The 20,473-nt window shown below is 44.6% G+C and carries 18 protein-coding genes; 12 read left to right on the plus strand and 6 right to left on the minus strand.

Going from position 1 to position 20,473, the window contains the following annotated elements; translation table 11 throughout:
- Positions 1-74: 74 nt before the first annotated feature.
- Positions 75-1,250: a hypothetical protein gene (locus B050_RS0108870; protein WP_018473559.1), complete on the plus strand. Its 1,176-nt coding sequence runs from the start codon at positions 75-77 to the stop codon at positions 1,248-1,250.
- A gap of 30 nt (positions 1,251-1,280) precedes the next feature.
- Here B050_RS0108870 and ygiD read toward each other — a convergent pair whose 3' ends face one another.
- The gene (gene ygiD / locus B050_RS0108875; protein WP_018473560.1) at positions 1,281-2,120 is read right to left on the minus strand and encodes a 4,5-DOPA-extradiol-dioxygenase; all 840 of its coding nucleotides are present in this window, start codon (positions 2,118-2,120) and stop codon (positions 1,281-1,283) included.
- 209 nt (positions 2,121-2,329) lie between these two features.
- Between ygiD and B050_RS22190 the strand changes: the two genes are divergently transcribed.
- Entirely contained in the window at positions 2,330-3,031 is a 702-nt protein-coding gene (locus tag B050_RS22190) for a 2'-5' RNA ligase family protein (protein ID WP_044202178.1), read from the plus strand.
- Positions 3,032-3,211: 180 nt separating this feature from the next.
- Here the strand turns inward: B050_RS22190 and B050_RS0108885 are convergent, their stop codons facing one another.
- The 3 genes from B050_RS0108885 to B050_RS0108895 form a co-directional block, all read right to left on the minus strand.
- Positions 3,212-4,000: a gluconate 5-dehydrogenase gene (locus B050_RS0108885; protein ID WP_018473562.1), complete on the minus strand. Its 789-nt coding sequence runs from the start codon at positions 3,998-4,000 to the stop codon at positions 3,212-3,214.
- 102 nt (positions 4,001-4,102) lie between these two features.
- On the minus strand, positions 4,103-4,942 hold the full coding sequence (kduI, locus tag B050_RS0108890; protein WP_018473563.1) for a 5-dehydro-4-deoxy-D-glucuronate isomerase: 840 nt from the start codon (positions 4,940-4,942) through the stop codon (positions 4,103-4,105).
- A gap of 336 nt (positions 4,943-5,278) precedes the next feature.
- A complete protein-coding gene (locus B050_RS0108895) occupies positions 5,279-6,514 on the minus strand; it encodes a DUF4861 domain-containing protein (RefSeq protein WP_018473564.1) in 1,236 nt (411 codons plus the stop codon).
- A gap of 522 nt (positions 6,515-7,036) precedes the next feature.
- On the opposite strand from B050_RS0108895, the gene B050_RS0108900 reads away from it, so the two are divergent.
- Entirely contained in the window at positions 7,037-8,398 is a 1,362-nt protein-coding gene (locus tag B050_RS0108900; RefSeq protein WP_018473565.1) for a Gfo/Idh/MocA family protein, read from the plus strand.
- Between the two features lie 265 nt (positions 8,399-8,663).
- On the opposite strand, the gene B050_RS0108905 is transcribed toward B050_RS0108900, so the two are convergent.
- Complete coding sequence (locus tag B050_RS0108905) at positions 8,664-10,028, minus strand: sulfatase family protein (protein WP_018473566.1); 1,365 nt, start codon at positions 10,026-10,028, stop codon at positions 8,664-8,666.
- Positions 10,029-10,275: 247 nt separating this feature from the next.
- On the opposite strand from B050_RS0108905, the gene B050_RS0108910 reads away from it, so the two are divergent.
- The 9 genes from B050_RS0108910 to B050_RS0108950 all read left to right on the plus strand — a co-directional run bounded on the left by B050_RS0108910 (position 10,276) and on the right by B050_RS0108950 (position 18,876).
- Positions 10,276-10,557: a hypothetical protein gene (locus B050_RS0108910; protein ID WP_018473567.1), complete on the plus strand. Its 282-nt coding sequence runs from the start codon at positions 10,276-10,278 to the stop codon at positions 10,555-10,557.
- A 301-nt stretch (positions 10,558-10,858) separates the two neighbouring features.
- On the plus strand, positions 10,859-12,199 hold the full coding sequence (hemN, locus tag B050_RS0108915; RefSeq protein ID WP_018473568.1) for an oxygen-independent coproporphyrinogen III oxidase: 1,341 nt from the start codon (positions 10,859-10,861) through the stop codon (positions 12,197-12,199).
- A 590-nt stretch (positions 12,200-12,789) separates the two neighbouring features.
- Complete coding sequence (locus tag B050_RS0108920; protein WP_044202188.1) at positions 12,790-13,170, plus strand: hypothetical protein; 381 nt, start codon at positions 12,790-12,792, stop codon at positions 13,168-13,170.
- Between the two features lie 359 nt (positions 13,171-13,529).
- On the plus strand, positions 13,530-14,654 hold the full coding sequence (locus B050_RS0108925; protein ID WP_018473570.1) for a cytochrome-c peroxidase: 1,125 nt from the start codon (positions 13,530-13,532) through the stop codon (positions 14,652-14,654).
- Positions 14,655-14,659: 5 nt separating this feature from the next.
- Positions 14,660-15,403, plus strand: coding sequence for an MbnP family protein (locus B050_RS0108930; RefSeq protein ID WP_018473571.1), 744 nt, complete (start codon positions 14,660-14,662; stop codon positions 15,401-15,403).
- Positions 15,403-16,464, plus strand: coding sequence for a cytochrome-c peroxidase (locus B050_RS0108935; protein ID WP_018473572.1), 1,062 nt, complete (start codon positions 15,403-15,405; stop codon positions 16,462-16,464). The genes B050_RS0108930 and B050_RS0108935 overlap by 1 nt, the downstream gene beginning before the upstream one ends.
- A gap of 9 nt (positions 16,465-16,473) precedes the next feature.
- Positions 16,474-17,568, plus strand: coding sequence for a transporter family protein (locus tag B050_RS0108940; RefSeq protein WP_018473573.1), 1,095 nt, complete (start codon positions 16,474-16,476; stop codon positions 17,566-17,568).
- Between the two features lie 4 nt (positions 17,569-17,572).
- A complete protein-coding gene (locus tag B050_RS0108945; protein WP_018473574.1) occupies positions 17,573-17,941 on the plus strand; it encodes a hypothetical protein in 369 nt (122 codons plus the stop codon).
- Positions 17,942-18,078: 137 nt separating this feature from the next.
- Complete coding sequence (locus tag B050_RS0108950) at positions 18,079-18,876, plus strand: MbnP family protein (RefSeq protein ID WP_026235756.1); 798 nt, start codon at positions 18,079-18,081, stop codon at positions 18,874-18,876.
- A 94-nt stretch (positions 18,877-18,970) separates the two neighbouring features.
- Here the strand turns inward: B050_RS0108950 and B050_RS0108955 are convergent, their stop codons facing one another.
- The gene (locus tag B050_RS0108955; RefSeq protein ID WP_018473576.1) at positions 18,971-20,302 is read right to left on the minus strand and encodes a hypothetical protein; all 1,332 of its coding nucleotides are present in this window, start codon (positions 20,300-20,302) and stop codon (positions 18,971-18,973) included.
- Between the last annotated feature and the right edge of the window lie 171 nt (positions 20,303-20,473).

The raw sequence follows: 20,473 nt of genomic DNA on the forward strand, positions 1-20,473 counted from the left end.
TAACGGTTTTTAACCTCAGGCCTAACAGGATATCAATACCCTAATTATCAAATAATTAGACCCTAAATAACCAGATGCTCAGCCAAGAAAAGAAAAATTCGATTATCGAGAAGATAATTGCCAGTAATTCCCTGAAGAATGCACCTACCAGCATTGCTTTATTGCGGTATTTGGCGCAGGCCTATAGGGAAAATAGGGACCTAAAGGAAAGCATTATTGATTTGGAGTTTTTTGGGGGAGATCCAGTTTCTAGCAAAAGCAATCCACGGGTAAGGGTCAATATCTATAACCTTCGCAAGCGCTTGCAGGCCTATTATGAAGAAGATGGAGCGCAGGATAGCTGGAAGATCATAATCAAAAAAGGTCAATATGGGCTTTCCTTTGAGAAAACCTCGAGCAAAAGTAGATTTTTGCTGCCAGCCATTTCCATCCGTATATTCCCTTATTTACTTTCAGCGATACTTCTAGGGCTGCTGATTTATCAGGGTATCCCTAACACTAATCCTAAGATCTGGAAGGGGTTTTTCGAGAATAATCAGCCTACTCACCTGTATATTGGGGATGCTTTTGGGTATGGCGGCAAGACCATTTCAGGAAATGAAGGCTGGACCAGAGATTTTGAAGTGAATAATGTGGAAGAATATTATAATTTGGTCAAGCAGGACCCACAGCTGCAGCATACCACCCACAGCTCTACCTTCTATTATTCCACACGGATGGCAGAATATTCCACCTATTATTTGAGTAAGCTCTTCACCAGACACGAGCAGGATTTTGACATTAAATATGCGACACAAAGTACCTTTGCGGACTTCAAAAGTGGAAATACCATCTATGTAGGTAGGATGAAAGACCAAAAAGACTTCATCTATCTATTTAATGAAGCCAATCCCTATGTACAAATTCATCAGGATAGGCTCCAGCTAAAAGGCCATCCTCAACTTATGGATTCTACCATCATCATCAATTCCACTACGATGGAAAGGGACTTCACCATTGTGGCACACCTGCCTGGGCCTTATCATTCAGAGCAATTTTATTTCTTCTCCAATCATGATATTGGCGTGATGGCTGCGATGGAATTCTTCACCAATTTGGATTCTTTAGAGCGCTTCGCTCAAAAAAAACTCACCAATAGCCCCTATTTTACAGCGCTTTATATGGCAGAGGGCCAAGGTCGCATTAACCTAAAATTAGAAGAAATCCTCATCGTCCCTCATGAGTCAGACTCAGATTCCCAGCGTCCTTAGACTGAAGATAATCGCTGCTATTTAACCTCACTAAATACTCCCAAAGACCGCAGAAGTCATGGTCAGTGAGCCTCCCAGCACCTTATCATTGAAAAATGTCGTTTCCTCCCCTGGGTCTTTCATCCCCAAAGTATAGAGAAGCGGCAAGTAATGATCCGGACTAGGAATGGCCAATTGTGCTGCCTTCCCTAGTGTATGAAAATTCACCAAAGCGCGATGATCCCCTTCGCGAATCAAATGCTTAAACGTATCATTCATCTCGATTGCCCAATCGTAGCCGAACTCAGGTTCCTTGATTTTGTCCCAGGCGATCATCCCTAGATTATGGACCATATTACCACTTCCGATGATCAAAACGCCCTTTCTGCGTAGATGAGTGAGCTCCTGTGCCAGTTCATAATGGTACCTAGGTGACTGATAATAATCGATGCTAAGCTGTAACACCGGAATTTCCGCTTTGGGATACATATGCCGCAGCACTGTCCAGGTACCATGATCCAAGCCCCATTCATGATCAAGACCCACCGAAGTACTCGAAATACTTTCCGCTATCTCCTTGGCCAATCCGGGAATTCCGGGTGCCGGATACTGTACCTCAAAAAGCTGCTGCGGAAAGCCCCCAAAATCATGAATGGTTCTGGGAAAATCCATCGCAGTAATCTTAGTTCCTCGCCCCAGCCAATGTGCCGAAACCACCAAAACCGCCACTGGCTGCGGTATTTCTCGGCCCAACTGCTTCCAATAATCCGTAAAATTATTGTCCTCTATCCCATTCATAGGCGAGCCATGACCTACAAAAAGTACCGGCATCCTCTGGCCAGTCTCCTTTAAATTCTCCGTAAACCGCTTAAAAGCCTTTAAATCATTCATCCTTTCTGCATCTTAGGTACATACTATTTTACTAACCTCTTTTCTCAAATAAAAATTCATGTCTATACATTGATTATTGATTTTTAGTCGCTATCCGCCTTTTCTTCAAAGTCTATACATTCATTTTTAATTGAATTTTGCGCTGAAATCTTTGGCCTGATACCTGCTGGTTTTATATCTTAAGGAGTTGAAACCAGTATTCCCTCAGGATGGACTTAAAGGCACATTACCAATCACTTTTTGACGCTTCCATGCAGAAGTTGGAGCTAGGTCAATATGAAATGGATTCTCTAATCGACAGTCCGCGAGACCTTAGAAGGGGGATCACCGTATTGGCGCGGCCAGATGCAGCCACTTCGGAAGAAATCATAGGCTTTCTGGGCGAATTAAAATCCCTCGATCCGCAGCAGTATTATTACCCTGCCCCCGACTTACACCTTACCATTTTATCGCTTATTTCATGTTATTCCGGATTTCAATTGGATCAAATCCAGCCCGAAGAATACATTCAGTTGATCCAAAGCAGCCTGACGGGTCTGAGTCCATTTAGGGTGAGATTTCAGGGAGTGACACTTAGTCCAGCTGGTCTCTTAGTCAAGGGCTATCCAGAGGATCAGAGTCTTCAGTATTTGAGGGAGGTCCTGCGCTATAACTTTAAGGCCTCGCCTCTGGAGCAGAGCTTGGACAAGCGATATACGATCCAGACTGCCCATAGTACGATCATGCGATACAGAAAGCCATTGGCTAAAATCTCCGAATTCATGGCATTTGTTCAGGAAAATAAGGACCGGGATTTCGGGAGTTTTGAAATTTCCTGTGTGGAGCTGGTGTATAATGACTGGTACCAAAGGGCACAGAATGTCCAATTACTTGCCCGGATTGACTTACAAAATAAGACAGTACTAAGCTGAGGTTTTCGACCTTTTCGCAGATTGAAATTCATTGCTCAAAAGTCCTGCTCCCAAGTCTTCCTTAGTTAAAAATCAATTGCATTTCTGGCAATATACTGCTGCCTGCTTCTATTTCATACAAAAAAAAGCCTCTTCGGAAGGTCTCCGAAAAGGCTGATAGTTTTAGTAGTAGAATATGGATTATTCTTCGCCGTGAGGCTTACCAATAGTGGCTAAAATTCCTCCGTCCACATAAATAATTTGTCCATTGACAAAGTTACTGGCTTTGGAAGCCAGGAAAACGGTGGCACCTTGCAAGTCTTCAGGATCTCCCCATCTGCCTGCCGGTGTTCTGTTGATGATAAAATCGTTGAACGGGTGTCCATCCACACGAATAGGTGCGGTCTGGTCTGTTGCAAAATACCCCGGGCCGATGCCATTGACCTGGATATTATACTTGGCCCACTCCGTCGCCAGGTTTTTAGTAAGCATCTTCAAACCTCCCTTGGCGGCAGCATAACCAGAAACGGTATTTCTACCCAGTTCACTCATCATCGAGCAGATATTGATGATTTTTCCTCCGCCCTTTTCCTTCATGCCTTTGGCAACACGCTTGGACATAAGAAATGGAGAAATCAAATCCATATTGATCACTTTGGCAAAATCAGCTACTTCCAGCTCCAAAGCAGGGGTACGCTGGATCATGCCGGCGTTGTTCACCAGAATATCGATGGTGCCAAATTTACTTTCTATCTCAGAGAGCTTTTCATCCACTTCCTTCTCGTTGGTCACATCGAAGAGGTAGCCATGAGCTTCCACCCCATCAGCGGCATATTCTGCCAGGGCTTTCTCCATTTTGGCAGGAGTGTGACCGTTGACGATCAAGGTGGCACCGCTTTTAGCCAGGGATTTGGCCATCGCCATACCCAAACCGTGAGTAGCGCCTGTCACCAAAGCTACTTTTCCGGAAAGATCAAATAATTCCTTCATTATTGGTTATTCTTTAATTGGTTGTTAATGATTTGGTAAATGAACCCCGGGAGGCCAGGTCAGCCTCTCGGGGAAGAAATAATGTTAATTGCTGACGCAATATTATCTTAAGTCGGTAGGAGCTACCTTGTCCATATCTCCATAATCAAGGTTTTCACCAGCCATACCCCAGATAAAGGTATAATTGGAAGTACCGCTACCAGAGTGAATGGACCAGGCTGGGGAAAGTACCGCCTGATGATTTTTCATCCAAATATGACGGGTCTCCTGAGGCTGCCCCATATAGTGACATACCGCAGCAGTCTCGGCTAGATCGAAGTAAAAATAGGCCTCCATTCTTCTGTCATGTGTATGGGCAGGCATGGTATTCCATACAGAACCGGGCTTCAACTGGGTCATTCCCATCTGAAGTTGGCAGGATTCCACCACACTGTTGACGATCAACTTGTTGATCACCCGGTGATTGGACTCTTCCATAGATCCTAGCTCCACTTTTTCGGCATCATCAAGGCCTACTTTCTTGGTGGGGAATGAAGTATGAGCAGGAGCTGAATTAAAATATAAATAGGCCTGACCTTCAGTAGAAGGGTGAAATACCACCTCTTTGGCACCACTACCTATGTATAATGCCTCTTTGGTGCCCAACTGGTAGTCTGTACCGTCAACAGTCACCTTCGTAGATCCACCCACATTGATAATTCCTAGTTCTCTGCGATCCAGAAAATGCTCAGCTTTCAGTTGCTCCACCGTCTCCAGCTCCAAGGCTTTGCTCACCGGTGCAATTCCCCCAACAATATATCGATCAAACATGGAGTAAACTCCCGTGATCTTATCATCTTGAAAAATATCCTCGATCAGGAAATGATCTCTTAGCTTTTGAGTGTCATAATTCTTTACATCATCTGGATGTGATCCATAACGGGTTACGATGTTCGTATGCATGTTAATTGTATCGTTTTATTGGTGTGAAAATTATTTCAAAATTACTGGTGCAATCGATTACCCAAATTCCTTGCCAAGCCCAAGAATTTTGATTAAACTAATATATACTTTAACCTTTTACTTTGCCTGAATATACAAACTAAGAAATGTGCAACTGATTGCATTAATAAGAGGTCAATTCCCCTTTGCTAAACAAAACTAGCATAATTCACGAGAAATGAAACCCGGGCACTCTGCCTTTCCCATGAATTATGAAAGGCAAGAGGCGAAGCCGTCATTACTTCGTGAAATTATCCTCATCTGGACTATATAAATAGGATACTTCTACCCTTTTCATTATTTGATGCTCACCACTAGCGGGTTTTGCAAGGACTGAGAGAAGTCTCTCAGGTAAGCATCCCATTCGGCGACTGAGCTATACTGCCCGCTTTTCTTCCAGCCAAATCCAGCATAATAGCTTATACTTCCGTCTGACGGGCTAGCGAGTACGAGCAATTGGCTACCATCGCGGTAATCTACTCTATGGTCTATGGATTTCTGCACCTGGTCGGGGCTGATCACGATACCCAAGCCAAGCTCACTCTTATCCATCGGCTCCCAATAGCGATAGATACCCGCTTCATCATTCAACATTACCTGTCCTTCCTTATTGTGAAGGGTGATTCCAGTAGTAATATTTGGTATTTTCTGGTCACTGTGGAAGGTGGACACATGGTGAGTCATATTACTGCCTAGGTCCAGACTAATCGTTTTGACTTCTGATACCATCTGCCCATTGGCTTCCCATGGCGCATAAGTGAGCTCAAATAGGGTGCGGATCGGCCCAACGGCGATGCGTTTATAACTGACAAAATTTCGGGAAGTATAAAGGGAGTCATTAGCCCACAGTCCTGTACCTCCAATGCCTCGGCTGGATCCCACGTGGTAGGGATCGTGACCTTCGCCGGTATCGATATGATAAGCCCCTTTTTTCTCATCATTTTCCTTATACCATTTGTCAATAATCGGATAATCCACCCGTTTTAGCCAGCAGTCCATTCCGCTGGAAAGAGTGCCATCGGGAAGTTTTTGTTCTATTCTACGTTGGGCATCCGGGCCATAGGTCCTGAAAGCGACACGGTCATTTTCCCAAGTATAATCATCCGTTCGCTCAGGCACAAACCGCGAAAAAGTCTGCTGCTCGGAACTTGCTGGCTCCTCCCCTTCTGCCAGAGGTCTGACTGAATACTGAGCTTCCTGGCCAGCAGCAAGGTTCACTTGAAAAAGCCACTGATCCATTTTTTGGTCACTGTCCAGATCCACCCATTGGCTTAAGAGCACCTTGCCTGATTCATCAATAAGGGCCAGCTTCTCAGCACCGTATTGATCTATAAGGCTCCGAAAGTCATCTGCGTTCAATTCTACGGTAGCCATTTTTCTAGCCACCTCAGCAGGGTTTTTGACGTTTATTGTGATCTGATCTGTAGAGGATTGGCAAGCGGTCGTGGCAAGTAAAATCCCTGAAAAGCCCATTGCTCCAGCAGTCCTAAGGCGATTGAGGAGTGAAGAGGGCCTGATTTTAATCGACTTCATAAAAATAATTTGGTTTAATTGATGGAAAATCACATTCTTCCTCTAAAGTACTGCCTATCCTGCCAATTCCCCAATAAGCAAGTGCAAAAAATAAGCATTCGGCAAATATTGATGGGTTTATGAAATACCCCTATGGTTCAACCCGCAATAGGCATTAGGAATTATAAGGTGGGGTGAAACCACAGTAAAATCAGCCGGTTTGAAGATAGAAGCGTAGCGCTGCTAGGATGAAATCGAAAACAGCAGCAAAGCGACTGCTTGTGAAGATGTTTCAATCCATAATAAATAGGTCAATGCCTAATTCGCCTTCACTACAAATAATATCCAATGGGCAGCATTTAAGCACAAGGAAACCTCCTAAAGGGTCAAGCTAAAGCCATCTAGGGAGTAAGAATGAACAGACGTTTCCCTATTATGAACAAATAAAAACTATCAAAGCCTGTGATTTTTATCTAGTTTAAATTAATTTTTACCATTGAATAGTTAAACCGTAAACCTACAGTAAACCTAAGTCTAATTACTATGCCCAAAAACACCTTCAACCGCCGGCACTTTATCAAAGGCACGGCTGCCGGACTAACCTTAGCTTCCTTTGGAGCTTTTAACCTTAGCCTGGCAGAAAACCAAAAATCCTATCGTGTAGCCTTGATCGGCACGGGTTGGTATGGAAAGAGTGATCTTTTCCGCTTGATCCAAGTGGCCCCAGTGGAGGTGGTAGCCCTATGTGATGTGGATAGAAAACGCCTCAGGGAGGCTGGAGAACTGGTAAGTCAAAGGCAGGCTTCCGGGGCTAAGCCCAAGCTTTACGCAGATTACCAGGAGATGCTGGACGAAAATGAGCTCGATATTGTGCTAATAGGGACTCCTGATCATTGGCATGCCTTGCAGGCTATTGCCAGCATAAAAGCGGGGGCTCACCTCTATCTTCAGAAACCAATCAGCGTCGATGTACTCGAGGGAGAAGCGATCCTCGCAACCGCCCGGAAGCATAAGGCCGTGGTCCAGGTGGGCACCCAACGGAAGAGCACCCCACACCTAATAGAAGCCAAAAAAGAGATTGTTGATAAGGGTTTATTGGGAAAAATCTCCCATGTGGAAATGTGCTGCTACTATCATATGCGTGCCAATGGTAATCCTGCGGAGCAGCCTGTACCTGATTTTCTCGATTATGAAAACTGGACGGGTCCTGCCCCTTTGCGCCCCTATGATAAGCTCCCGCACGGGAGTTGGTGGCGTACATTCATGGCCTATGGCAATGGAATAATGGGCGATATGTGCGTCCATATGTTTGATACGGTGCGCTGGATGCTAGACCTGGGATGGCCCCAAAGAATCAGCTCCACAGGTGGCATTTATGTCCAAAAAGAGGGTAAATCCACCATTGCCGATACCCAAACCGCTATTTTCGAATATAATGAACTCAACTGCGTCTGGCAACACCGCTCCTGGGGAACAGCCGATGACCCCGAATACCCATGGGCTTTCATCTTATATGGTGAAAAAGGCACCCTCAAAGCCAGCGTCATGAAGTATGATTTTATCCCGCAGGGAGAAGGGGAAGCAATCCATGGAGAGGTGGTTTATGAACGAGAAAAATACCCCGAAGACCTTACCGAGGAGCGCATTGAGCTCCATGCCGCTCCGGCCACCAGAAATCATATGCTGGACTTTCTACAGTCCATCGACCAAAAATCTAGGCCGGTAGCCGATATTGAGGAAGGTCATATTTCCTCTGCCTCTTGCATCTTAGCCAATATGTCCATGGCCCTGGGCCGGCCTTTGATCTATGATCCTGACAAAAAAGAAATTAGCGGAGACCCTGAAGCCACCGCATTGCTAAAAAGAACCTATAGGGAGGGATGGGAACATCCCTGGAATCAATAAGGGAGCAAAGTAAAATATAAAACTAAGGACCTAAATCGCCTTTCAGACAATTTCTCTATTGATCGACAAAATGTCAAACAGATAAGCACCGGATATATTCCCTGCTTATCTGTTTTTTTTGTTAGAGGCTCATTATAATAAGTAGAGTTATTCCTAATTGAGGAAACTTAAGCCAGCCACCTTTTCCCATTCGCCTCATTATAACTTGTCGCAAGAAATTTCGGAAGTACTAAGAAACTGGAATGCACCACATTTTTCTCCTGTTTTAGTCGGCGATTTTAATTTCCATGATGGATGCAGCTGGGGTAAAACTTTCCACATGTCTCTGATATTCCTTTTGTATTTCTAGCAGCTGCTCAGGGTATTGATCGCTCACATTATACTTTTCGGAAGGGTCCGCCTCCATATTATACAGCAAGGGTGTTTCATGCCTCTTGGCTGGCTCCGCGCTATAAGAAGGTCTAGTAGTAAAATGGGCTTTCCAAGGACCTTTCCGGATCGCGTACAATTCACTTCTATGATAATAATAGACAAATTCCCTCACCGCTTGCTCCTGACCGCTTAGCACAGGCATCAGATCCACCCCATCGAGGACCTTGCCTTTAGGTAAAGGAATTCCCGCCAACCGGGCAAATGTGGGTAATAGGTCCATGGTGGTGCCTAATGCCTCGGTACTTCCTTTGGCAGGAATGGTCCCTGGCCACCAGAAGATCCCAGGAACACGCATACCTCCTTCATAGGTGGAGCCTTTGCCTTCAAATAATAAACCTGAAGAGCCACCCTCCTCTTTTTGGCTCAGCCAGGGGCCATTGTCACTAGTGAATATCACCAAGGTAGAATCATCAATCCCTAGATCCTTCAGCTCCTTTAATATCTCCCCCACACTCCAATCGAGCTCAGACACCACATCTCCATATAAGCCTCTCCTACTCTTACCCACAAAATCCTCAGAAGCATATAATGGGACATGGGGGAAATTGCTGGGATAATAGAGGAAAAAGGGCTCCTCCTTATTTTCTCTTATAAACTTAACCGCTTCCTCTGTATATCGCTTGGTGAGTGTTTCCTGCTGAATGCCTCGCTCAATGACCTCTTCATTTCTATACAATGGAAAAGGTGGCAACTTAGGGTTGCTGGCGGGTCTCATATCATTGGAATAGGGTGTCCCAAAGAAATAATCGAAGCCATGGGTATTGGGCATAAATTCCGGAAGATGACCCAGATGCCATTTCCCAATCATCCCTGTCGAATAGCCGGCTTCCTTCAAAAGGCTGGCAATGGTAACCTCCGAGTGGGGCAAGCCAGCACCCGAATCAGGAAATAAGACTCCCCGGCCTTCCCCAGCCATGCCAAAGCGAATTGGCAAGCGCCCCGTCAATAAAGCCGCCCGACTGGGAGTACAGACATCCGCGCCCACATAGAACTGCGTAAAACGCATCCCCTCAGCCGCCATCTGATCCAGATATGGTGTCTGAATGGTCGGATGACCATAACAGCCCAAATCGCCATAGCCCAAGTCATCTGCAAAAATGACAATGATATTAGGCTTGGAATTTTTCTGACCATAGCTGGGTAAGCTAAGCAGTATTAAAAAGGTAAAAATGCAGATGGGGAAACTAAGGTTTTTCATTAAGGTATAGGTTATTCGACTTTTATCAAATCGGTTTATCTTCAATTATGGTACTCTATTCTTGTCTATAATACCATTTCAAACCTTTAAATTAGCTAAAACCTTTCATTGAACACCCTTAGGCCTGCTTTTATTAAGCCATAAATGCTCGGAGGGAAGAATCCATTAAATTCCTCCTCAACAATAATGGTTTCTGCAAAGACTTATTTATTTTTACCACTTCATAATTTACCAAACACCAATTTTTATGACCCTAGACGAGTTTAAAGCAAGCCTTTCCGATCCGAAAGCACCAAAACTTAGCCTCGCACTCCAAGCGCTGTGGCATGATGGCAAGGGAGACTGGACTCAAGCCCACGATCTGGTCAATGACCTTACCGACAAGGATTCAGCTTATGTGCATGCCTATCTCCATCGTAAAGAAGGCGATGAATGGAACGCCTCCTATTGGTACAAAAACGCTGGTAAACCCAAGCCTTCCAAAAGCCTAGATGCCGAGTGGGAAGATTTGGTGAGCTACTTTTTATAGGTTTTTGGCCAGTATTTTTATGCCAAAACTCTCAAAAAACCCGCTTTCTCGCTACTATTTTCTACTGATAAATAACTAAAATCAGTATATTAATCGAAACCCTAATCCTTTTATTTTGTGTTTTTAGTGCTAGCGCACTAAAATAACTAGATCCATAAAATTCAAAAACCCCTCTAATTCTTAAACTAGGCCATAAAACCTAAATACATGACGTAAGTCATAAAACGGAATGATTCAAGTCACTCTTTATCCTTTGCGTACCTGCTATTTTTGTTAGCAATACTGGTATAAAATAATAGCAATGGCGGATTTGATTGAAAAGTACAACCAACCTCTTCCGAGGTACACGAGTTATCCTTCCGTTTCCCTATGGGAAGACAATATAAAAGAGGGAGAATGGATAAAACTAGTCCGCAAGTCCTACGATGATTTTGGTAACGAAGAGGGATTGAATTTACACCTGCACTTTCCATACTGTGAGAGTCTCTGTACCTATTGTGGATGCACCAAGCAGAACACCAGTGACCATGGCAAGGAGATTTCCTATATAGAAGCATTGAAGAAGGAATGGGATGCTTACTTAAAGCACCTTCCAGAGAAGCCAAAACTGGCAAGCATCCATCTAGGTGGAGGCAGCCCAACGTTTTTCTCAGCGGAGCATCTCAAAGAGGTGATTTCTTATATACAAGCCACCAGTACTCCACTCAATGACGCTCAATATAGCCTCAAAGGCCATCCTAATACGACCAGTTATGAGCATTTATTAGCGCTTAGCGAATTAGGATTTAAGCGCATTAGCTTTGGCATTCAGGATTTTGATCCTAGTGTACAGCAGGCGATTCACCGCATACAGCCATTCAAAACAGTTCGGGAAGCTTCCTATTTGGCAAGGCTTACGGGGTTTACGAGTATTAATTTCGACCTGATCTATGGACTGCCACATCAGACCCCTGAGAGCATCATCCATACCATGGAGCAAGTGGGAACCCTCCGACCAGAGCGAATTGCCTTTTACAGTTACGCCCATATGCCCTCTTCATTTCCAGCACAAAAAAGGTATGAAAACCACCTTCCTCCTGGGGAGATGAAGCAATTGCTCTATAAGGTAGGCCGTAAAACCCTCCAAAGGCTAGGCTATCAGGAAATAGGAATGGATCACTTTGCCCTTCCTGTGGATGAACTTCTTAAGGCCAAACAGCAAGGAACCCTGCATCGAAATTTTATGGGATCTACCACCCACAGCGCTCGCATGCTTTTAGGCTTGGGAAATAACGCAATAAGTGATATTCACTACGCTTATGCTCAGAATCCAAAAATGGTGGATGACTATAAAAAGACGGTGATGGAAGGAAAATTCTCCCCTGGCAAAACTCATCTCCTGCATAATGAAGATCATGAAATCAGAAATATAATTCTAAAAATGATCTGTCTGGAAAAAGTAAAACTCAATGAAGGCCCTCTTTCCATGGACCTGATCAGGAGACTTCAGGATATGCAAAAAGACGGCATTATCACAATTAAGGATGGCTGGGTCGAATTAACGGCCATCGGAAAGCCTTACCTGAGAAATGTATGCGCCGCATTTGATAAGCGACTGCAGGAAGGGAAGACCAAAACCTATGTATTTAGCAGAGCTATCTAAGCAAAGGAATGGGGAAGAAAAAAATCTTCTCTCCTATAATTCTTCTTAAATAAAATCCACCGAAAATGGCCAAGGCAAAAAATACATTCCTGGCCTTACCCCCCGGTACAAAAATTATAATTAGCTGATATTAGGCTTTTCTTTTCATTAAATGATCCTCTAGACAAAATGTCTTTGATCGGCAATATTCTGTCTAGAACTAAAGTCAGTAAAGAGTTTAAAAGTTGGTGTATTTTTATGTGCAGGGATCAGATTACCATTGGTATTTTGATCCCTTTTTTTATCCTCCCTTTACAGACGAAGTGATTCCTCCACATCTAGAGCGCAATTATCGCCTCCTTCTTGTAAAGTGGAAATCTAAAAGAAAATTTAAGTCGAAGCGTTAAAGCTACTTGAGGTTCAGGTACCTATTATCTGAATATTAAAATTCATTTGTTTTTCTCCTCATAAACAAGCCTTAAAGAGGGCATATTTACCATTGAAATGGCGATTCATAGTATAATTTATAAGCTCACATCAAGCTATTTTGTATTAGTTAATTTTAGAAAATACCTTTTTCATTTAAATTTTTAGGCTAATTTTGCATGCAAATGCTCAAATCCATCATTTACATATGGCTATCTATGATCATTGTGCTCAACAGCATGGTGTTTTCGGTCATTAAGATGGATTATGCCATGAACAAGCAGTATATCATTGATAATTTCTGCGTCAATCAAGACAAGCCAGAAATGCATTGTGATGGGAAGTGTTTCTTAATGGAGAAGCTCAACGAGGCAAAACAGCAGCAAGAAGATCAACCTGGAAGTATCGATTTCAGTCGTGACTTTGGACTTTTTATCCTTCAGGAAAACACCATAGGATTTATATCCAACCATTTGATTACCTATATCCATCAGTCCCCTTACGCTCCATCTATCCTTAATAAGGCCAGCATGGACATTTTTCACCCACCTCGTTTTTATTCTTAATCCTTTTTTCTTTTCCTAAAATAGTCCTTCTAGTCCCATTGGGATTGGTTTGCGGCAGTTTATGGAATTCATTATCGATAGTATAGGGATTTTCTATTCTTCTGATCACTATCTCCACTATTCATTTCAGGCATAGCCTCATGAGTCCCGTTTCGTCTTTTCGGAAGCAGTTTGGGTACTTATATAGTCTATAGCGCTTCAATGAAAGGAGGTCTAGCGTCACTTGCTATGATCCGCATGCTTCATAAGTATTTTACAGGATCAATGGATTGCTAGTTCGCAAATCTCCAAAACCCACTATAAGGGGCGTTTTGGAGGTGATTAGAGTTGGTTTTCCCCTATATATTATACCTATAATTATGCATTTACGAATCGTATCCCTGCTGATGCCGGTGGTGATCGGGGGAATGGTCTGCGCTTGCCAGGAAGATCTGGAGCAGACCGCCACTGATAATCCAATCCTCAAGCTGGAGCATCCTGATTATTTCACTAACGACATTGCCATGCCCGCTGACAATCCACTGACAGAGAAAGGCTTTGCATTGGGCAGGATGTTATTTTATGAAAACAAACTTTCTCTGGACCAGAGTCTCTCCTGTGCTTCCTGTCACCAGCAGTCTAAAGCCTTCAGCGATGGGCTGCAATTCAGCCGAGGCGTTGATGGTCAGCTGGGAGATCGCAATGCCATGTCTTTAGCCAATCTGCACTGGACGAGCAGGTTTTTTTGGGACGGCAGAGCCGCAAGCCTGGAAGATCAAGCCCTGGAGCCTATTTCTGATCCTAGGGAAATGAATCTCCCCATCGAGGAAGCGGTGGCCAGGCTGCAGGCAGATGAGCACTATCCCGATTTATTTCAGGAAGCATTTGGCGAGGAGCTCATCACGGCGGAGCTGCTAAGCAAGGCCCTTAGTCAGTTTATGCGCAGCTTGGTATCGGGCGATTCCAAATTTGATCAGTGGATAAAAGAAGAGGTAGAGTTGACGGCTGAAGAGCAATTGGGCATGGAGCTTTTCTACACCCACCCTGAGCCCTCCTTACAGATAAGAGGGGGCAATTGTGGGGACTGTCACCTTGGTTTCCTGACTTCTGGCAACCGAGACGATCTCCTGGGATTTCATAATAACGGCTTAGACAGCGATGAAAATCTGGCAGAAGGATTGGCCGCAGTCACTGGCCGCAGCTCCGACAAGGGGAAGTTCAAAGCCCCTACCCTCCGAAATATCGCCCTAACCGCTCCTTATATGCATGATGGTCGCTTCAATAGCCTGGAGGAAGTATTGGACCATTACGATCAGCATGTGCAAGAGAATAGTCACCTTGATCTACTGGTTTTGGAAGCTAGCAATGAAATTATCGCTGGCGATCCGGAAGTAAAATTGCATCTCAGCGCTTCTGAAAAGAAGGCCATTATTGCCTTCCTACATACTCTTACCGATGAAAAATTCATCAGTAATCCCAAATTTTCAAATCCCTTTAATCAATAAATAAGATGAAAAAAATAGTTTTAATTGCGACACTCTTAGGCTCACTATGGGCTTGCGACTCCAATGTGGATCCACTTCCTACCAGTGCTTCGGTGACTTTTAACTTCACCCACCTAATCAATGGAGAGGAATTTGACCTTGAAAATTCAATGATGGAGCTGCCCACAGGCGAGGTCTTTACTCCCAATAAGTTCAAATATTATATTTCCAATATCACCTTCACCAATACCTCTAACCAAGAAACCTATACCCTGGAAGATGGCTATTACCTAATTGACCAGGCGGGACAGAAGAGTTTTTCCTTTGTCATCCCGACAGCTGCCTACGACCAACTAAGTTTTTATGTGGGGGTGGATCAGGAACGTAACCTGTCCATTGACCAGGTGGGTGACCTCGACCCGAGTAATGATATGGTGTGGAACTGGAATACCGGGTATAAGTTTTTGGTGCTGGAAGGAGAATGGCAATACGGAGAATCAGTCCGCGAGGGCCTTATCATTCATATAGGCAATAACGATCCTGCAAGCACGATTAATTTCAGGGAAATCACCTTTGACCTTAATCAGGCAGCTATCGATTTGGAGAGGAATAGTGAGGTGAATTTAGATTTTGAGGCCGAGCTCAGTGCGCTCTTTGATGCGCCAAACGAGATAGTGATTCACGAGCTGGAAAACACCAGCATCATGGGTGGCGAATGGGCTATCAAAGTGGCTGAAAACTATCAAGAAGGCATGTTTACCTTAAAATAATGCGAATTAGAAAGGGATATACCGCCGCCTATCTTTTGATCCTAGTGCTTGGGCTAAGTTCTTGTATGGAGGGTCTTCCGGAAGTGGAAGATCCTGCACCCAGGTATTTCATCCCTACATTGGCGGCCAGCTTACAGCAGTCCACCTTCCCCCAGCCAGAGTCCAATCTCCTTTCGGAGGAGGGCGTATTGCTGGGCAAAACCTTATTCTATGATCCCTTAATTTCTGCCAATGGCCAGGTAAGCTGCGGCACCTGCCATTCGTTGGAGCTGGCTTTTGGAGATGGGATATCTCTATCTGCAGAGGGGGTATCCGGGAAGCCTCTGCACCGCCATGCCCCGGTACTCTTCAACCTCGCCTGGAATGAAGGCTTATTTTGGGATGGTGGCTCGCGGAACCTGGAATCCCTGATCTTTGGGCCACTGACACATCCCGATGAGATGGGCGCGAATCTCAATGAGACCATAGCCTATCTAAATAGCAGTGGCAACTACCCGGAGATGTTTTATAGGGCCTTTGGAACGGATTCTATCACGAGTGCTGCCATAGGACGATCTCTGGCGCAATTTGTCCGCTCCATTCTATCCCAAAACAGTAAATATGACCAATGGAAATCAGGAGAAAATGCCTTGAACAGCCTGGAGCTGCAAGGCTATCAGCTCTATCAGGAGCACTGTAAAAGCTGCCACACAGAGGGACTATTTACCGATCTTGGCTATCATAATAATGGCCTGGACGCTTCATTTCCAGACCCTATGGAGCTGGAAGGCTTATACCTAGGACGTTTCAGAATCAGTTTTGCAGACTCCGACCTCGGGGCTTTCAAGACCCCATCCCTGAGAAATATCGCGTTCTCTGCCCCTTATATGCATGATGGGAGGTTCGAAACCCTGGATGAAGTGCTGGACCATTATCGATCCGGAATTCAACATTCTCACAGCCTATCTCCCGCGCTCAGGGCTGGCATTACTATCACCGATGCCGAAAAGGAGGCCTTAAAGGCTTTCCTTCATAGCTTAAGTGATTATACATTTATTACTAACCAAGCCTATTTACCTTAGGAAAATATCATGACCAAAAAACCACTCGTAATACTTCTCCTGATCTGTCTCAGCAGTGTCCTCACTCCTGAAGCACAAGCCTGTGATAGCTGCAATTTCTTTGAATATAGCTTATTACAAAACAGAAGTTATTTCGGAATCTTCTACCGTACCCGTCATTTTGGAGGATATGACCGCTATGGCTATTCGGGGACCTTGCCCAATACTGCCGCCAGCCTGAACAGTGGATCTACCAACAGCCTAGCAAATCAGTACAGTCCCAATGCCCGCACCTCCGCGCCTGCGATCGTGGACCAGATAAACCCTGATCATCAGCTGATGCATGAGCCAGAGGGCACAGGTTTATATGTCAATAAAACGGACCAGGATTGGGAAACCTACCAAACGGTGGAAGTCCGAGGGAATTTCACCCTTAAGAACAAGTGGAACTTCACCTTCCTGCTTCCATATGAGTCCAATAAGGTGTATTATGAAAAGATGCTAGACCTGCCAAACCCCTCCCGTGACACCACGATGACCGTGCATGGATGGGGAGACCTGACCCTGGCGGCAGACTTTATTCACTATATCTATTCCTCCAAAGCCCGGCATACCTTCCGCCCAGGCCTTGCCGTGATCGCCCCTACTGGCCAGGCCCGAAAAGCCTCCGCTGTTGGAGGCCTTTATGATCCCATCATCCAGCCGGGAACGGACGCTTGGAGCTATGTATTACGCTTCAACTATCAATTATTCATCAACAAAACAGGCTTAAATGCAGGAGCCAATTTCAAGCAATCTACCGAAGGCGCCCAAAGTTATCAGTTTGGAAATAGTGTCAACGCCTCTTTGGTGGGCTTTCACCAAGTGTCAATCGCGGAAAAGTGGCTGGTAATCCCCAATATTGGTGGGTACTATGAAAGCTCCAAAGAGGATACCTGGAACGATGAAAACCAAAGCCTTACCGGTGGCAATGTGCTGTTTGGGCAAGCAGGAATGGACCTTAATCATCAGGACTGGACACTCAGCTTCCTGTATCAATCTCCTTTGACCCAAAACCTAAACGGCAACCAAATCCATCATCAAGACCGGATGAGCATAGGCTTTATCAAGGCATTTAAATTATAATCATATGCGGCTATCAGTACTGATACTCCTATCAGTAGTGCTGTTAAAAATCCTTGGAAGCGCCATTCTCTACTTGGACTTCAAGCTACATCAAGAGCAACTTGCGAGGGAAAAGTGTGTGCAAAGAAATGAGCCCATCACCATCTGTCGCGCCAATTGTGTTCTTGTAAGCAAACTGGAGATCAGCAATGAGTCGGAGGAGAAGCAGCCAAGCATGAAGTCCAGTAAGGAGCTGGAGCAGTTTATAATTAGCGAAATGCCGCATTTCGACTTTTTAGGAATTGCCACCTCCGCTCCTATCCATGTATATTTCCCTTGGATCAATGAGGACTTTAGCAGCAATATCGAAAAACCTCCCGAGTATATATGTTGACGCCCACAATGATAAGTGGAGTTCATGCCAGAAGCAAAGATTTGTCTTTGTTAACCTCCATTCCATAGGAATGAGATGAGATTTCAGAAAGAAATCGAATTATTTTAGTCAATAGATTTTTACTCAATTATCAAAAAATGAAAGTTAACTTTAAGTCAATAATAGCATTAGGAGCTATCCTAGCAGGTTTTTCATGTACTGAGAATATGGATGAGGCCATGATGGCCCCCGGCAATAGTACTGTTTCTCTCCATCTCTCCCACACTTTTGGGGAGGATGATTTCGTTTTGGATCAGACCTATACCAGTTCCAAGGGACAGGCCATTCAGTTTGACGAATTGCGATACTGGATTTCGAATGTGGAGCTGCATACGATGGAAGGGGAAGTGGTCAGCATTCCCGATTCCTATTATCTAATCCAGCATATGAAGGAGCAGTTGGTACAGGACAAATTTGTGCTTCCAGATTCGGTAAGGGAGCATGTGATACTGAAAGACGTGCCAACTGGCACTTATTCAAAAATCAACTTCTCCATAGGTATCGATCCTGTTTATAATAATGACCTCACACTGATCGCAGGTGAGCTCAATGCTTTACAAAATATGGCGAGCGCCTCTTGGATGTGGTTTACGAGCTATATCTTCACCAAGGTACATGGAACCGTGGGAACTGGAGAGGAAGCGATGGCCTTTTCATTCGAAACTGGCAGCAACGATTGCTATAAAACCGTCAGCCTGGAATTTCCTGAGCCTATCCTTCTGAGCGACACCGAGGATAATTTCATAAATATCAGCAATGATGTGGAGAAGCTATTGGGAGGAATTGCTTTTGATGAGACGATACTTTCTGGCACTACTTATACCATTGGGGCGAGTAAACCAGAGCAGATGATGAAGCTATCAGGCAATTTTGAGCAATCGTTGCAAGTGAAATAATTTACTTTTATCCTATAAGCTTAAAAACAACAAACCACCCTCAGCACTTCGGTTGAGGGTGGTTTTTTTTTGTTTTAGCAATAATATAATAACCTCAAATTGCTACTTGAAACTGCATAACGGCCATGCCCTTCCTGCTGGTACTTTCCAGGGCTCCGCTGTTGGAATAGTCAAAGATAGGTCTGCTTTGGTAGCCCATGGTGAGCTTTACACGATTTCCATCGATCAGCCAGTTTAGGCCACCATCATACATCAACATCGCATCCTCCAGCCGGTCAAAGTCTGAATATTGGGTGGAGAAATAAGCTTGTAAGGTACCCGACTTGCCCAATACCTCACGACCAAATAAGTAGCCCAGCTGAGCAAAAACCGTATTCCCGGTTCCGATGGTAGGGAAAGCATTGCCTGGGCCATTGAAGGTTCCGTTTTCATTGACCCCCGTGGCAGGATTCATAGCTCCAATATTTCTGATATAGTTTTTGCCATAATCACTGTAGGAATAGGCTGCATAAGCGGTGATCGCATTGCCTTTGCTCGCGCTAATAGGCTGGTCCATAAAGAAATCCACGGAAAGAATAGTAAGGTTACTCCGCAGCGTATCTGTCTGATTATCTGCATAATGCCACATCGCATCCTTTTGACTTAGGAATCCAGCGCCGATATTCATCACCCGTTTCTGGCCCAGGTAAGAGCCTGCCTGATAGGGAGTGGTATTGGATTCCTTATCCCAAAACATATATTTGAAATATCCATGTACCTGGGCATAGCCTGGTTCTGCCGCAAAGAGAGAATTATCTCCCAGCTGGTTGGACTGCGCGGTGGATAGCTCAGTGGACATAGGCTTAGAAACTGCTAATCTATAATCGAGCTGACCCAGTTGCCCCTTTGCATATACGCTGAATTTCCGCACAAACTGGTCATTGATATCATTGGTGGTCTGCTGATACAGTGGGGCATCCAGCCCCAATATGGATCCTACAGATGGGGAGGAATATCTGGAAACGCCATTCCATCCGGTGAGGCCCGCTCCTAGGGATATTTTCTCCTTAACCACGGCATATTCGGCTAGGGCATCATGAAAAAAGAGGCCTTGCTTCCTCGGTGAGCGATAGGAAAGGTTATTTTGTCCAAACTGGGTATAGAAAAACACCCGATCAGTAAGCTGGCCATACAGCACAATCCGTGTCCGCCGAAGCCCCACATCCAGCAGATGCTCATCGGCAGTTCCGAATACCTCCGAGCCAGGATTAGCAGCGGTATATCTCAGCCAAATCTGGTTTAGGAAGTTCGCCTTGATGTACTGAGAGCCATCTTCGTTTAACTTGAATTTAAGTTCCTTTGGGAATTTGCTTGATTCGGTTTCCTGTGCATCCACATTGGCAAAAAACAGCCCTGACATGGCTGCACAGATGATAAACTTTTTCATAATACTTGTAAAAATGAAATATATTAAGTTGAATTTAACTCGTTTTTAGGGGTGCTTTCAGGGCTTTGCCTACGCAGATTAAGTAGGACAATAGATAGCATGGTTTCTATTCAGGTAAATTTTTAGGGGTATTCTAAAAAAACATCCCTGAAATTCTATCATACGGCCATT

The organism is Echinicola pacifica DSM 19836, from assembly GCF_000373245.1.
GTDB lineage: Bacteria > Bacteroidota > Bacteroidia > Cytophagales > Cyclobacteriaceae > Echinicola > Echinicola pacifica.

Bases quoted from the DNA above. Each gene is read 5' to 3' on its own strand.
- ygiD (WP_018473560.1), bottom strand. From the start codon at position 2,120: ATGAATGATTTAAAGGCTTTTAAGCGGTTTACGGAGAATTTAAAGGAG.
- B050_RS0108920 (WP_044202188.1), top strand. From the start codon at position 12,790: ATGCTCAAATCCATCATTTACATATGGCTATCTATGATCATTGTGCTC.
- B050_RS0108930 (WP_018473571.1), top strand. From the start codon at position 14,660: ATGAAAAAAATAGTTTTAATTGCGACACTCTTAGGCTCACTATGGGCT.
- B050_RS0108945 (WP_018473574.1), top strand. From the start codon at position 17,573: ATGCGGCTATCAGTACTGATACTCCTATCAGTAGTGCTGTTAAAAATC.
- B050_RS0108900 (WP_018473565.1), top strand. From the start codon at position 7,037: ATGCCCAAAAACACCTTCAACCGCCGGCACTTTATCAAAGGCACGGCT.
- B050_RS0108935 (WP_018473572.1), top strand. From the start codon at position 15,403: ATGCGAATTAGAAAGGGATATACCGCCGCCTATCTTTTGATCCTAGTG.
- B050_RS0108870 (WP_018473559.1), top strand. From the start codon at position 75: ATGCTCAGCCAAGAAAAGAAAAATTCGATTATCGAGAAGATAATTGCC.
- B050_RS0108885 (WP_018473562.1), bottom strand. From the start codon at position 4,000: ATGAAGGAATTATTTGATCTTTCCGGAAAAGTAGCTTTGGTGACAGGC.
- hemN (WP_018473568.1), top strand. From the start codon at position 10,859: ATGGCGGATTTGATTGAAAAGTACAACCAACCTCTTCCGAGGTACACG.
- B050_RS0108950 (WP_026235756.1), top strand. From the start codon at position 18,079: ATGAAAGTTAACTTTAAGTCAATAATAGCATTAGGAGCTATCCTAGCA.
- B050_RS0108925 (WP_018473570.1), top strand. From the start codon at position 13,530: ATGCATTTACGAATCGTATCCCTGCTGATGCCGGTGGTGATCGGGGGA.
- B050_RS0108895 (WP_018473564.1), bottom strand. From the start codon at position 6,514: ATGAAGTCGATTAAAATCAGGCCCTCTTCACTCCTCAATCGCCTTAGG.
- B050_RS0108940 (WP_018473573.1), top strand. From the start codon at position 16,474: ATGACCAAAAAACCACTCGTAATACTTCTCCTGATCTGTCTCAGCAGT.
- kduI (WP_018473563.1), bottom strand. From the start codon at position 4,942: ATGCATACGAACATCGTAACCCGTTATGGATCACATCCAGATGATGTA.
- B050_RS0108905 (WP_018473566.1), bottom strand. From the start codon at position 10,028: ATGAAAAACCTTAGTTTCCCCATCTGCATTTTTACCTTTTTAATACTG.
- B050_RS22190 (WP_044202178.1), top strand. From the start codon at position 2,330: ATGGACTTAAAGGCACATTACCAATCACTTTTTGACGCTTCCATGCAG.
- B050_RS0108910 (WP_018473567.1), top strand. From the start codon at position 10,276: ATGACCCTAGACGAGTTTAAAGCAAGCCTTTCCGATCCGAAAGCACCA.
- B050_RS0108955 (WP_018473576.1), bottom strand. From the start codon at position 20,302: ATGAAAAAGTTTATCATCTGTGCAGCCATGTCAGGGCTGTTTTTTGCC.